The sequence below is a fragment of the Nesterenkonia sp. HG001 genome, from assembly GCF_034438835.1.
Taxonomy (GTDB): domain Bacteria; phylum Actinomycetota; class Actinomycetes; order Actinomycetales; family Micrococcaceae; genus Nesterenkonia; species Nesterenkonia xinjiangensis.
The window spans coordinates 367,371-381,092 of the sequence record NZ_JAOSZD010000002.1; the positions used below are offsets into that span (position 1 = coordinate 367,371).

Below are 13,722 nucleotides of genomic sequence, written 5' to 3' on the forward strand. Positions count from 1 at the left end.
AGGACCGGAACATGGCACATATCCTCACCGTGAAGGGCAGGACGCCCTCCATCGGGGCCGGCGTCTTCCTCGCCCCGACCGCGGCGATCACCGGCGACGTCCTCATGGAACCTGACTCCTCGGCCTTCTACGGCGTGTCCGTGCGCGGTGACTCCGCCCGGATCACCGTCGGCGCCGGCACCAACCTGCAGGACAACGTGGTCCTCCACGCCGACGAGGGCTTCCCCTGCACTTTGGGCGCAGGCGTCTCGGTGGGCCACGGCGCCGTGGTGCACGGCTCCACGGTCGGCGCCGACAGCCTGATCGGCATGGGGGCGACGCTGCTGAACGGAGCCGTCATCGGGGAGCAGAGCCTGGTGGCCGCAGGGGCCCTCGTGCTGGAGGGGGCGGTGATCCCTCCGCGTTCCCTGGTCGCCGGCGTCCCGGCCAAGGTGCGCCGCGAGCTCACCGACGAGGAGGTCTCCGGCCTGGCGAAGAACGCGGAGATCTACCTGGGTCTGAAGGACGCCCACAGCCACGCCGAGCCGGCCTTACCATGAGCACCTCCGCTCCCGCCCGCTCAGCCGGGGACGAGGGCGTCCCCCGCCTGGGCTTCCATGCCTCTCAGGAGCAGATCGCTCCCTCCCAGCTGCTGCGTGACGTGCAGCTGGCCGAACAGGTCGGCTTCGACGGCGCCATGAGCTCGGATCACTTCATGCCATGGTCGGCACGGCAGGGCCACTCCGGCTTCACCCTGTCCTGGCTGGGCGCCGCGCTGGCCTCCACCGAGTATCCGATCGGCGCGGTCAACGCCCCCGGCCAGCGGTATCATCCCGCCGTCGTCGCCCAGGCCTACGCCACCCTGGGGGAGATGTTCCCCGGGCGGGTGTGGACGGCGCTGGGCGCCGGCCAGGCGATGAACGAGCACATCACCGGGGATCGCTGGCCGGATCTGGAGACCCGCCGACGCCGGCTGGAGGAGTGCGTGGACGTTATCAGGCGCCTGCACCGCGGTGAACGGGTCACCCACGAAGGCCTGGTGCGCGTGGACGACGCCGTCCTCTACGACCTCCCCGCGGAGCCGGTCCCGCTCTACGCCGCCTGCATCACCCCGGAGTCCGCCCGACGTGCCGCCGCGTGGGCGGAGGGCATGATCACGCTCAATCAGCCGGGACATGCGGAGCGGGACGTGCTGGCGGCCTACCGTGAGGCCGGCGGCTCCGGCCCGGTGATGCTTCAGGTCCACCTCTCCTGGGCTCCCACGCGGGGGCAGGCCGAGGAGATCGCCCACGATCAGTGGCGAACCAATGTCTTCGGCCCTCCGCTGGACCAGGACATGCCCACCCCGGAGCATTTCGACAGCGCCGCTGAGGAGGTCTCGCTGCGCCGGGTGTTGGACGCGGTGCGGACCTCGGACTCGCCGCAGGCGCACGTCGAGCATCTCGCCGAAGACCTCGAGGCCGGCTTCGAGGCGCTCTATCTGCATCATGTGGGCCAGGAGCAGCGGTCCTGGCTTGAGATCGCCGGCGAACACGTCCTGCCGGCACTGCGGACCCGCTGAAGGAGGATCACCCATGCGCATCGCTGACACCGCCGACCTCTGGTACAAGAACGCCGTCGTCTACTGCCTGGACGTGGCGACGTTCCTGGACTCCGACGGAGACGGAGTGGGGGACTTCGCCGGCCTGACCCAGCGCGTCGACTACCTCGCCGAGGTGGGGGTCACCTGCCTGTGGCTCATGCCGTTCTACCCCTCGCCCCGGCTCGATGACGGCTACGACGTCCAGGACATGTACGGGGTGGACCAGCGCTACGGAGACCACGGCGACGTCGTCGAGTTCATCCGGGTGGCCCATGATCGCGGAATCCGCGTGATCATCGACCTGGTCATCAACCACACCTCGGAGAGACATCCTTGGTTCCGGCGGTCCCGCTCCTCGCGGGACAGCCCGTACCGGGACTTCTATGTGTGGCGCTCCGACACCCCGCCGGACACCTCGGACCAGACCATGTTCCCCGACGTCGAGGACGGCATCTGGAGCTACGACGAGAAGACGGGCGAGCACTACCTGCACCACTTCTTCAGCCACCAGCCGGACTTGAACACCGCCAATCCGCAGGTGCGGGAGGCCATCGAACGGACGATGGGATTCTGGCTGCAGATGGGAGTGGACGGGTTCCGTGTGGATGCGGTGCCGTTCGCGCTGAATGAGAACACCATCGGCCTCCGGGAGCACCGCGACTTCGAGGAGCCGCATGACTATCTGCGGTCGCTGCGCGGGTTCCTGCAGCGGCGCTCCTCCGGAAACGGCGCCGGCATCATGCTCGGTGAGGTGAACCTGCCGCATGCGGAGCAGGTGGACTTCTTCGGCGGTGAGGCCGGCGATCAGCTGACCATGCAGTTCGACTTCCTCACCAACCAGAAGACGTTCTTGGCGATGGCTCGACAGGACGCCCGCCCGATCGCCGAGGCGCTGCGCGCCCGGCCGCGAGGCCTGCCCGAGACCTGCCAGTACGCGAACTTCCTGCGCAACCACGACGAACTCACCTTGGACCTGCTCAGCGATTCCGAGCGGGAGGAGATCTTCGCGGAGTTCGGACCGGAGGAAGAGATGCAGCTCTTCGGCCGTGGGCTGAAGCGGCGGCTGCCGCCGATGGTGGATGGTGATCCGCGTCGGCTCAAGATGGCCTACTCGCTGCTCTTCGCCCTGCCCGGCACCCCGGTGATGTTCTACGGCGAGGAGATCGGCATGGGGGAGCGGCTGGACCTGGAGGGCCGCGCCGCGGTCCGGACTCCGATGCAGTGGTCGGCGGAGAAGAACGGCGGGTTCTCCGCCGCCCGTCCCAGTCGTCTTCCTCGGCCCTTGGTGGAGGGCCCCTATGGCCCCGAGCATGTCAACGCGGCCGCTGCACGGCGTGACGAGGATTCTCTGCTGCAGCACGTCACCAGGCTCTGTCAGCGATACCGGGAGTCACCCGAGCTGGGCTGGGGCGAGGTGGAGGTCATCGAGCAGCCGCACCACCAGGTGCTGGTGCACAGGATGACCTGGCGAGGATCAACGATGGTGCTGCTGCACAATCTGGCGCCGGAGCCCGCCCTCGTCGGATTCGAGCTGGATGATCTGGAGGAGGGCGCCGAGCTGGTGGACCTGCTGCAGCCCGGCACCTGCACGCTCGATGCCTCCGGGCACACGGAGATCGGGCTCGACGCCTATGGGCACCGCTGGCTGCGCGTTCGGCGCGAGGGTGACGCCCGGCTGGTGTGACACGCCTTCCGGAGCCGCCCACGGGTGCCGGGTTGAGGAGATCCGATGACACGCGTCCAGCTCACATTGAGGCGGCCGTCAGGATCCGTCAGTATAGTCACGCTCCGGATTACCCTGCCCTGAGGTCGGGCGAGACGTCCGCACCTGCCCCAGCTGCTGAGAGGCCCTGATGATGAAGCCCACTGCGCTGACCGGCCTGGCGATCGCCGGGACGCTGATGCTCGCCTCCTGCGGGTCGAACCCGTTCTCTGACGATGGTCAGGACGCCCCTGACCCCGGCACCGCCTCTGAGGCTGAGGTCCCCAGCTTCGCCGAGATCCAGGATCAGATGTGGGAGGCGATGCTCGCGGCCGAGACCGTCACCATCGACGGGCAGGTCGAGGCCGGCGAGGCGGACCTGGATGAGCTCTTCGACGAGATCGACGAGGACACCGTCGGAGACATCACCATCACCGGGGCGCTGGACGGAACTGATTCGGAGATGAGCTATGCCGCCGGTGAGGGGAACACCTTCACCCAGCGGATGGTCGACGGCGTGGAGTACTTCCGGGGTGAAGACTTCGGAGCCCTGCTCTACAGCGAACTCGACGAGGATGTGGCCGCGGCGGTCGAGCCGGGGTTCATCGATGAGCTGGTGGCGGACCAGTGGGTGGAGTTCTCCGCCGACGGGTCCGCCTCGATCTTCTCTGCCGAGGACTTCCTGACAATCTGGCAGCGCGAGCTGCGGGAGGCCGACCTCGACGACGTCGCCGGTGCCCGCGAGACTCGGGACGGCCAGGAGGTCTACGTCTACGCGGAGGAGGACGGCGAGGCGGAGTACGTGGTGGCCGCCGACGGGCAGCCGCACCTGCTGCAGCTGCGCGACGAGGACAGCAGCTACACCTTCGCGGACTGGAACTCCACGGAGACTCCGGATGAGCCTGAGAACGTCATCACCCTGGACGACATCTTCGATGCCATCGCCGAGCAGCAGGGCTGGCCGACCGACCAGGAGACCGGTGACGGTCCCGACGACGAGGTCGACGACGCCGAGGACGTCGAGGACGTCGAGCAGGGCTGATGGAGCCGCGCCTGTCGCGCGGCGGAACGGAAGAGGACGGACCGTCTGAAGGAGGCACCACGTGACTGAGGAAATGGAGACCCGGCCGGCTCCGCTGCCGACGAAGATGTTCGGCATCGCAGGAATCGCCGTGTTGACGCTGACCGCCTGTGCGCCCGACGATGATCAGCCGGAGGATGCGGCGCAGGAGGACGTCGACCCGGACGGCGCCGAGGATCAGGGTGACGAGCCTGACGAGATCGCTGAGGAGGAGCCGGAGAACGAGGCCCCGGAGATCTCAGAGATCGAGTCCCAGCTGTGGGACACGATGGACCAGGCCGAGTCGGTGGTCCTCGATGCCGAGGTGCCCTCTGACGCCGACGAGGTCGAGGGCGAGGTCGACATCGACGATGCGGGCACCATCACCCAGCACTACTCGGGTCAGGTGGACGGCTCAGCCCTGACCATGCGCGAGGAGTCCGACGCAGCCCAGGCCGAGTACATCACCTTCGAGGACGCCACGTACCTGCGCGGTGAGGACGAGCTGCGTGCCGTCGGGGAGCAGTTTCCCGGTGAGATCGATGAGGACGAGCTGGAGGACGAGTTCGCGGGCCGGTGGGTGGACTACTCGGAGATCTTTCCCGAGGGCTTCACGATCACCGAGTGGCTGGATGAGTTCCGCGAGAGCCTGGAGTCCGGCGGCGGCTTCGATGAGCTCGAAGCAGCGGCGGAGACCCGGGACGGCGAGGAGGTCTGGGTCTACACCGGCGACGGCCGGGAGGTCGTCGTACGGGCTGGGGAGGAGCCGGTGCTGCTCTCCGTCCATGCCGAGGACGAAACCGGCCACTTCGACGTCCGGTTCAGCGACTGGAACGAGGCTGAGGAGCCGGAACGACCTGCGGACGAGGACATCCTCACGGTCCAGGACATCGAGGAGCTCCTGAGCTGAGCGGGTCCTCGGTGAGTCTGTCCGAGGAGTTCGCGTCCAGCTCCCATCCAGGTAGAGCGTGATCCACGCGGCAACCTGAACACTTCATGTGAGCTTCCTCATAGTATCGGGAGAAAGCATTTGTAGAGCTTCCTTTCAGGGAACAGGTGTGGTGAGAATGGACATGAGTCATCTGGTCGAGGCAGGGGACTGCCGATGAACGGTCAGATCAGGTGACCAGCGGAAAGACCGCGATGCATCAACGATGCACCTGGACGGAGGTACTGATCCTATGGTTACCACCGACGACAACAAGCTTCGCTCTCTGGCTGCCGCACTCGGTGTCGGTTCCCTGGCGTTGTTCGGCGTGACTGCCTGCGACACCAACGGGGACACCGGCGAAGAGGACCCGGCGGTCGAGGAAGAAGAGGGTATGGAAGAGGACCCGGCCGAGGAGGACCCGATGGAGGAGGAAGAGGAGGGCTGATCCCTCGTCTCCTCTGACGATCGAGGTCCCTTCGGAAGCTCCGGCTTCCCACAAGCCTCTTCTGTTACGACGATGGCTGCAGGTTGATCTTCACAGATCGGCCCTGCTGGCCAAGATCGGCCCCGGCGGTGCAAACCGCCGGGGCCGATCTGTGTGTGCCGGGCCGCCAGCACCGGCCGCCCGCACCGACCGCGCGTACCTGACGACGCAGCGCCGCGCTGGCCTCCGCCCCCCCGGCTCGGAGTGGGCTCTCGCCCTGGTGGCGCCGCACAGAGCTCCGCGGAGCCAGCGGGCGCGGGCCCTGCCGCGGCCGGGAAGCGGGGAGGGGGCTCCCAGCAGGTCTGGACAGAACATCGCTGCTCCGTCCAGCATCTGATCAGAGAGCGGGCCGAATATGTGTAAGTGCTCAATGCTCCGTAAGAGCTTCCCCTGAGTCCCCCGGAAAGGCCGCTCTCAACTTTCGTGGGGCCCCTCGGATATGTCCATGATGGTCTCAAGCCGTCCGGATCGGCACTGCGGTTCGCAGCTGCGGATCACCTGCCGGGCGGCCGAGAAGAGAATCGCGGAGAGTCCGCGGAGCATCACATGCGATGCGCGATCACGGAGGTGCACATCATGGCTGCAACCGACGCAAACAAGCTTCGTTCCCTGGCCGCTGCGGTCGGAGTCGGCTCGCTGGCTCTGTTCGGCATCACTGCCTGCGACACCGAGGGTGAGGCACCCGAGGACGCTCCGGTCGAGGAGGAGGGTGCTCCGGAGGAGGACCCGGCTGACGAGGGTGCTCCGGAGGAGGACCCGGCTGACGAGGGCCTCCCGGAGGAGGACCCGGCTGAGGAGGACCCCGGCTTCGAGGATGACCCCGCTGACGAGGACACCGAGGGTGGACTCGAGGACGAGGGTGCTGAGGAGGAGGACGGCCTGGAGGGCTGATCCCACTCGGCGGGTGCGCCGCGGTCTGCGTGACGCGCCCTCCTCACAGACAGGAGGCCCCTCCACCGGCATCATGCCGGGGGAGGGGCCTCCTGCTGTGTGCGGGACTGCTCAGCGCACGATCCGCGCGATGCGGATCAGCGTGGATCAGTGCGGATCAGCCGTTCTTGACGGCGTCCTCGATGCGCTGGCCGACCTCGGCGTCGACGTTCTTCCAGTACTGGAAGGCGTTCGAGAGCACGGGCTCGCGGACCCCGTCGAGGGCGCCGGAGACGGTCTCGACCAGACGGTCGCGGGCGGCGTCGTCGAAGACCTCGCGGACCAGGACGCCGGGCTGGGTGAAGTCGTCGTCCTGCTCGCGCAGGGTGTAGGCGGAGCGGACCAGCTCGCCGTCGGCCTCCCAGCCGTTGTCCACCGGGCCCTGTTCGTCGGACCAGGTCGAACCCTCCACCGTGTTCGGGGCGTAGACCGGCTTGTCGCCGCTGTGGTCGTACCACATGTTGCCCTCGAAGTTGTAGGAGTGGACCTCGTTCTTCGGACGGTTGACCGGCAGCTGCTGGAAGTTGGTACCGATGCGGTAGCGGTGGGCGTCCGCGTAGGCGAAGTTGCGGCCCAGCAGCATCTTGTCCGGCGAGTTGCCGGTGCCCGGGACCATGTTGGCGGGAGAGAACGCGGCCTGCTCGATCTCCGCGAAGAAGTTCCGCGGGTTGCGGTTCAGGGTCAGCGTGCCGACCTTGATGCGCGGGTAGTCCGCCTGAGGCCAGATCTTCGTCAGGTCGAAGGGGTTGATCTTGTAGGTCTTGGCGTCCTCGTACGGCATGACCTGGACGTAGAGGGTCCAGGTGGGGTGCTCGCCGCGGGCGATGGCATCGAACAGGTCGCGACGGTGGAAGTCAGCGTCCGCACCGGCCAGCTTCTCAGCCTCTTCGTTGGTCATGGTGTCGAAGCCGGCGTCGTTGAGGAAGTGGTACTTCACCCAGAACCGCTCGCCGGCCTCGTTGTTCCACTGGTAGGTGTGGGAGCCATAGCCGTTCATGCGGCGCCAGGAGGCCGGCAGTCCGCGGTCGCCCATCAGGTAGGTGACCTGGTGTGCCGACTCTGGGTTCTGGGTCCAGAAGTCCCACTGCATGTGGCCGTCACGCAGTCCGGAGTCCGGGAGGCGCTTCTGGGAGCGGATGAAGTGCGGGAACTTCATGGGGTCGCGGACGAAGAACACCGGGGTGTTGTTGCCGACGAGGTCGAAGTTGCCCTCTTCGGTGTAGAACTTCAGCGCGAAGCCGCGGACGTCGCGCCAGGTGTCCGGGGAGCCGAGCTCACCGGCCACGGTGGAGAAGCGCAGCAGGGTCTCGGTGGTGCGGCCGGGCTGGAAGAGGTCGGCCTTGGTGTACTGGGAGACGTCCTCGGTCACCTCGAAGGTGCCGAAGGCGCCGGCGCCCTTGGCGTGGGGGCGACGCTCCGGCACGTTCATCCGGTTGAAGTGCGCCAGCGTTTCGATCAGGTGGTGGTCGTGCAGCAGCAGCGGACCATCGGGGCCCACGCTGAGGGAATGACGGTCGCTCACTGCCGGGATGCCGGCCTGGGTCGTCGACCCGGTGGCGTGCGGGGTGTTGCCAGTGGTCATGACTGTCCCTTTCTCTTCTTACTTGGGTGGTTCTCGGATGCGGTAGGTCGTGGTGGCGCGGCTGGTCCGCGGGGCGGCCGGACGCGCGGGTCAACGGGCGGAGGCGGTCTCTCGGGAGGCGGGGGTGCCCTCCGGGGAGGCCCCGGGCGCGGACTGCTGCTCCCCGGCTCCGCCTTGGGCGCGGGCTGCCGCGCAGTCGTCGCAGATCCCGCGGAAGACGACGTCGGCGACCTCCACGGTCATCCCCAGTCCGGGCGGAGTCTGCAGGCAGGGTGCCTCGCCGTGGACGCACTCGACGTCCTCGATGCGCCCGCAGACGGTGCAGATGGCGTGGTGGTGGTTGTCATGGGTGCGTGTCTCGTAGCAGGCCGGGGAGCCGGGAGGGTCGAAGCGGCGCAGCAGCTCTCGTGCGGTGAGGTCGTGGAGCACCGTGTAGACGGACTGCACCGTGATCTCAGGCAGCTGTTCGGTGACCCGTGAGTGGATCGCTTCTGCGGGGCGGTGCGGGTCCTGAGCCACCGCCTCGAGCACGGCCAGGCGCTGGCGGGTGACGCGCAGTCCGCGTTCGCGCAGCTGGGAGGGCCAGTCGGTCATCGTGCTCACGAGACCAGTCTGCCCTAGATCTGAGTGATTCACAATAACTCGGCGTGCCGAGTCGAGAGCTCGCGCTGACCACACCGCGTGCGGGACTCTCCGAACCGGCTCGTCCCGGGGCTCAAGAAGGAGCATCCCACGTCAGCGCGATGTCGCGCGAACGTCGCCGGGAGTTCACCAGGTCGTCTCACCGGCGCTTCCTGCCCCTGGAATCGTGGAGGCGTTCTGCCCCACGTCTGCGAGAGGAAGCGCCACGATGCCCGTCCGGGAGATGCTGCCCATGCTCGGCCACGTCCGCGGCAAGCGCAGTGCCGTCACCTGCGCCTTGAAATGCGCCAACGCCTGTGCCGGGGAGGTGTGCAACACCTCCGGCAATGAGACGTTCCGCGAGGTGGCCTCTGCGGCACTGACCCGACGCCAGCTCCTCGGGGCCTCGGCGGCGGGGGCGCTGGCCCTCGCGGTCGGAGCTGCCGCCGGCACGGGCCCTGCCCCTGCGGCGGCGGCGACCGACTCGAAGCTGAGGTTCTCCCCGATCAATCCTGTCCATCACGACGTCGACGGTCTGATCGTGCCCGAGGGGTACACCTGGGAGCCGATCATCCGGTGGGGCGACAGGGTCTTCCCTGACGCCCCGGAGTTCGATGTGGAGAACCAGACCGCCGAGGCCCAGGCGAAGCAGTTCGGGTACAACAACGACTACCTGGAGATCGTGGAGGTCCCCGGATCGAAGGGCCGCCGGGCTGTGCTGTTCTCCAACCACGAGTACACCAATGAGGACATCATGTTCCCCGACGGCACCGACGGCACCGACGGCACCGACGGCACCGACGGCACCGACGGCACCGATGACGCCGTCCGCCGGGCCGTGGGCATGGCCGCGCACGGGATGACCATCGTCGAGGTCACCCGGAAGAACCGGAACCATGCCTGGCGGGTCGACGTCGAGGGCGCGCGCAACCGCCGCTTCCTGCTGGACACCGAGTTCGCGTTCACCGGACCTGCGGCCGGTTCGGAGCTGCTGGCCACCGCCGATGACCCGGAGGGGCGCACCGTCCGCGGCACGCTCAACAACTGTGCCGGAGGACTCACCCCGTGGGGGACCTTCCTCTCCGGGGAGGAGAACTTCCACGGGTACTTCGTCTCTGAGGGCACCTCAGAGACCGACCGTCGGTACGGAATCGACGCCGAGCCCACGGTCCGCGGCTGGGAGCAGGACGAGCCCCGCTTCGACACCCGGAACCCCGGCTATGAGAACGAGAAGAACCGTTTCGGCTGGATCGTGGAGGTGGACCCCTGGGACCCCGAGTCCACGCCGGTCAAGCACACCAGCCTGGGCCGTTTCAAGCATGAGGGCGCCAACGTCATCCTCTCCGGCTCCGGGCATGCGGTGGCCTACGCCGGGGATGACGAGCGTTTCGACTACCTGTACAAGTTCGTCTCCCACGGCACCTACGCCGACGGGGACCGGGAGCACAACAAGACTCTGCTGACCTCGGGCGACCTCTACGTCGCGAAGTTCTCCGGGAACTCTCCTGCGTCGGAGATCGACGGTTCCGGCGCCCTGCCCTCCGACGGAGCGTTCGACGGGACCGGAGAATGGCTGCCGCTGCTTCTCGACGGGGAGCCGCAGGTGGCTGGCTTCACCGCCGAGGAGGTGCTGGTCCACACGCGGCTGGCCGCCGACGCCGCCGGGGCCACGAAGATGGACCGGCCTGAGGACGTGGAGCCGAACCCGCACACGGGGAAGGTCTACATGGCCTGCACCAACAACTCCCAGCGCGGCACCGACGGTGCGGCCGACGTCGACGAGCCCAACCCGCGGGCGCAGAACCGCGACGGTCACATCGTCGAGATCACCGAGCGCGGTGACCAGGCCTCGAGGGCCTTCGACTGGACGTTGCTGCTGGTCTGCGGCGATCCCTCCACGGACGACGCCGCCTATTTCAGCGGATACCCGCGGGACCAGGTCTCACCGATCTCCTGCCCGGACAACGTGGCCTTCGACTCTCAGGGGAACCTGTGGATCTCCACCGACGGCGCCCCCAGCGGGATCGGCCTCTGCGACGGACTGTTCAAGGTCCACCTGGAGGGGGAGAACCGCGGGAAGGTGGAGCAGTTTCTCTCAGTCCCGGCCGATGCCGAGACCTGCGGCCCGGTGATCCACGATGAGGAGCGCACCGTCTTCGTGGCCGTCCAGCATCCTGGCGAGGACGGCACCTGGGCTGATCAGCGCTCGGCATTCCCCGACTATGTGGCGTATCCGGAGCCAGGGCTGTCCGCGCTGCCGCGTCCGTCGGTGGTGCAGGTGCTCAAGGGCAGGCCGGGGAAGGGGAACGCCGACGCTCGGCAGCGGCAGCTCGTCGGGGACGTCCACTCGGGGGATGAGCTGAAGCGCGGACGCGCCACGGCATGAACCGGGCCGCCGGTGCCCTGCCGGTGCTCCGCCGCCGCCCCGACTAGACTGGTCCGGGGAACGGACAGCGGGGAGGCGATGTGCAGCGACAGGGACGCCGACGGGTCACAGCCGCCGATGTGGCTGCCCGCGCCGGCGCTTCGCGCAGCGCGGTCTCCCTGGTCCTCAACGGCCGTGCCGACGGCAACGTGGCTCCGGTGCTCCAGGATCAGATCCGTGCCGCTGTCGAGGAGCTGGGGTACATTCCGCAGAGTGTCGGGCAGTCGCTGCGCAGTCGCAGCACGCGGACGGTGGGCGTGATCACCGATGAGATCGTCACCTCGCCCTTCGCCGGGGGGATCATCAGCGGAGCCGACGCCGTGGCGCGCGAGGCCGGCTACATGATCATGGTGGCCGACACCGCGGGGGACGACTCCCGCATCGGACAGATGGCCGAGGTGTTCTTCGCCCGCAGCGTGGACGCCCTCATGCTGGCCACCGGAGGGCTGGTGAGCGTCGATCCGGCGGAGAACTTCTTCTCTGCCCCGGCGGTGCTCGCCAACTGTCTGGACGCCTCCGGCCGGGCGCCGGCCGTCGTCGCCGATGAGGCCGGGGGCTCGCGGCTGGGGGTGCGTCACCTGCTGGACCTGGGGCATCGCGATATCGCTCTGCTCAGCGGCACCGAGGACTCTCCGGCGACCCCGCGCCGTCGGGAGGGCTTCCTCGATGCTGTGGCCGGCACCGGGGCGGAGCATCGGGTCGTGCCCTGCGGCTGGGACATCGACGACGGCTACCGCGCAGCCTCCGCGCTTCTCGACGGCGGAGCCGCCCCCACCGCCGTGCTGGCCTCGAACGACCGCACGGCGGTGGGGGTGCTGCTCGCCGCGGCACACCGCGGGGTGGACATCCCCGGGGACCTCTCCGTGGTGGGCGTGGACGATCAGGCTCACGTGGCCGCCCAGGTGGTCCCCGCGCTGACCACAGTGGCCCTGCCGCATCAGCAGATCGGGCGGCGGGCCATGGAGATCCTCCTCGAGGGGATCCCGGCTCCTTCAGGTGAGCCCTCAGCGGGTGCGATCCCCGAACTCATCGAGACCTGGCTGATCAGGCGGGACTCCACCGGCGCAGCACCCACCAGCTGAGCCGGGCGCCGCCGGTGCGCAGCTCCCACTGTTGGTCCGCCGCAGGATATGCCCGCAGCGTGCAGGCGGGGCCGTCGGCCCGGAAGATCTCGATGATCGAGTGGTCGATCACGATCCGAGACGCTGGGCCGGAATACACCGGAGGTCCTGCCTCGGCGTCCGTGTCCCCGGCGGCGCGCAGCTCCACGGTCGGCACGGTCCCTTCCGGGGTGGTCGGGAGTACGACGTCGCAGGCATCCGGCAGCAGGACGGCCGCGCCGTCGTCGTGGTGGGCAGGCCCGAGCCTCCATCCCTCGCACTCGGCGGCAGGGCTGCTGACCAGGGCGCCGTCGCGGATCTGCAGCTCACGCGGCCAGGTCAGCAGACCGGACCAGCCGGCCTCGTCGCAGGCCTGCTGTTCGCGCTGTTCCCGTGCCCAGCCGATCATCAAGGCCCGGTCTGGCTCGGCGAGCACCTGCGGTGCGTAGAAGCTGGAGCCCGTATCCACCTCGGACTCGCCGAGAATGCGTGGCCGGGGCAGGTCCTGCGGCTGGTCCGGCAGGTCGACCTCCAGGAGCAGAGCGCGGGTGTCGTCGAGCTCGTGGCCGCCGTCGTCGGTGCGATGCCAGCGGGAGACCACCAGCACCCAGACCGCGGAGTCCTCCAACCAGACCAGCTGGGGGCACTCCCAGATGTCGGCGTCCAGGGCTGCCGGCGCCCGATCGGAGCTCAGCCACACCCCGTGGTACGTCCAGTCCGTCAGCTCTTCGGCGTCATAGAGCAGGATCGCGGCCCGGCCGTCCGCCAGTCCCGCCCCCTGCAGAGCCCAGCGTCGCCCGTCGATGGTCACCAGGAACGGGTCGCGCACTGCGACGACCTGCTCATCCTCTGGCATGGGCGCGGCCACATGACGCTCCTGCGACCATTCGCGCAGATCAGCAGACCCCCGGGCCAGCGTCACCTCGGAGGCGTTCTCGATGCCCTGGACACCGCTGTAGACGGCGATCGGAGCCCCGTCGTCGAAGCCCATGACGCCCGACCAGCAGCCGGCGACGTCGGGGCCTTGGGGGCCGGGGGTCAGCGCCACGGGCTCCTCGGTCCACTCGACGAGGTCCGGGGACGAGAGGTGTCCCCAGTGGATGTGCTCATGCCGCGCCGAGTGCGGATTGAACTGGAAGAACACGTGCCATGTGCCGTTGACCCGGCACAGTCCGTTGGGGTCGTTCAGCCAGCCGCGGGCGGGCCGGGGGTGCGCCACCGGGAAGGCCAGATCCTGGGCAGAGCTGGCGGTGGCGGGGGAGGTGACGGCGGGCTGGCAGGTGGAGCTGGTCATCGTGTCCTTTCGGGAGGGGTGTCGGAGGAAGG

The 13,722-nt window shown here is 68.5% G+C and carries 12 protein-coding genes; 9 read left to right on the forward strand and 3 right to left on the reverse strand.

The genetic code is table 11. The features are described from left to right. Window positions 1-11 precede the first annotated feature (11 nt). From ODE13_RS04570 to ODE13_RS04600, 7 genes are all read left to right on the forward strand, one after another. Complete coding sequence (locus tag ODE13_RS04570; RefSeq protein WP_322478176.1) at window positions 12-539, forward strand: gamma carbonic anhydrase family protein; 528 nt, start codon at window positions 12-14, stop codon at window positions 537-539. Next, window positions 536-1,540 (forward strand): TIGR03885 family FMN-dependent LLM class oxidoreductase, encoded by a 1,005-nt coding sequence (locus ODE13_RS04575; RefSeq protein WP_322478177.1) that lies wholly within the window; start codon window positions 536-538, stop codon window positions 1,538-1,540. Before ODE13_RS04570 ends, ODE13_RS04575 begins: the two co-directional genes overlap by 4 nt. 13 nt (window positions 1,541-1,553) lie before the next feature. Then, on the forward strand, window positions 1,554-3,245 hold the full coding sequence (locus ODE13_RS04580) for an alpha-amylase family protein (protein ID WP_322478178.1): 1,692 nt from the start codon (window positions 1,554-1,556) through the stop codon (window positions 3,243-3,245). Between the two features lie 169 nt (window positions 3,246-3,414). Beyond that, entirely contained in the window at window positions 3,415-4,305 is an 891-nt protein-coding gene (locus tag ODE13_RS04585) for a hypothetical protein (RefSeq protein WP_322478179.1), read from the forward strand. 61 nt (window positions 4,306-4,366) lie between these two features. Then, window positions 4,367-5,233 carry a hypothetical protein gene (locus tag ODE13_RS04590; RefSeq protein WP_322478180.1) on the forward strand — a complete coding sequence of 289 codons (867 nt, stop codon included), beginning with the start codon at window positions 4,367-4,369 and terminating at the stop codon, window positions 5,231-5,233. Window positions 5,234-5,504: 271 nt separating this feature from the next. Beyond that, the gene (locus ODE13_RS04595) at window positions 5,505-5,699 is read left to right on the forward strand and encodes a hypothetical protein (RefSeq protein ID WP_322478181.1); all 195 of its coding nucleotides are present in this window, start codon (window positions 5,505-5,507) and stop codon (window positions 5,697-5,699) included. A gap of 615 nt (window positions 5,700-6,314) precedes the next feature. Beyond that, entirely contained in the window at window positions 6,315-6,629 is a 315-nt protein-coding gene (locus ODE13_RS04600) for a hypothetical protein (RefSeq protein ID WP_179540686.1), read from the forward strand. A 157-nt stretch (window positions 6,630-6,786) separates the two neighbouring features. Here the strand turns inward: ODE13_RS04600 and ODE13_RS04605 are convergent, their stop codons facing one another. Continuing rightward, window positions 6,787-8,250 (reverse strand): catalase, encoded by a 1,464-nt coding sequence (locus ODE13_RS04605; RefSeq protein WP_179540685.1) that lies wholly within the window; start codon window positions 8,248-8,250, stop codon window positions 6,787-6,789. Between the two features lie 90 nt (window positions 8,251-8,340). Then, a complete protein-coding gene (locus ODE13_RS04610) occupies window positions 8,341-8,844 on the reverse strand; it encodes a Fur family transcriptional regulator (protein ID WP_322478357.1) in 504 nt (167 codons plus the stop codon). A 256-nt stretch (window positions 8,845-9,100) separates the two neighbouring features. Here ODE13_RS04610 and ODE13_RS04615 point away from each other — a divergent pair, with 256 nt between their 5' ends. After that, window positions 9,101-11,257, forward strand: coding sequence for a PhoX family phosphatase (locus tag ODE13_RS04615; RefSeq protein ID WP_322478182.1), 2,157 nt, complete (start codon window positions 9,101-9,103; stop codon window positions 11,255-11,257). Between the two features lie 80 nt (window positions 11,258-11,337). Beyond that, window positions 11,338-12,378 (forward strand): LacI family DNA-binding transcriptional regulator, encoded by a 1,041-nt coding sequence (locus ODE13_RS04620; RefSeq protein WP_322478183.1) that lies wholly within the window; start codon window positions 11,338-11,340, stop codon window positions 12,376-12,378. Here the strand turns inward: ODE13_RS04620 and ODE13_RS04625 are convergent. After that, window positions 12,341-13,690: a glycoside hydrolase family 32 protein gene (locus ODE13_RS04625; RefSeq protein WP_322478184.1), complete on the reverse strand. Its 1,350-nt coding sequence runs from the start codon at window positions 13,688-13,690 to the stop codon at window positions 12,341-12,343. The genes ODE13_RS04620 and ODE13_RS04625 overlap by 38 nt on opposite strands. Window positions 13,691-13,722: the final 32 nt, after the last annotated feature.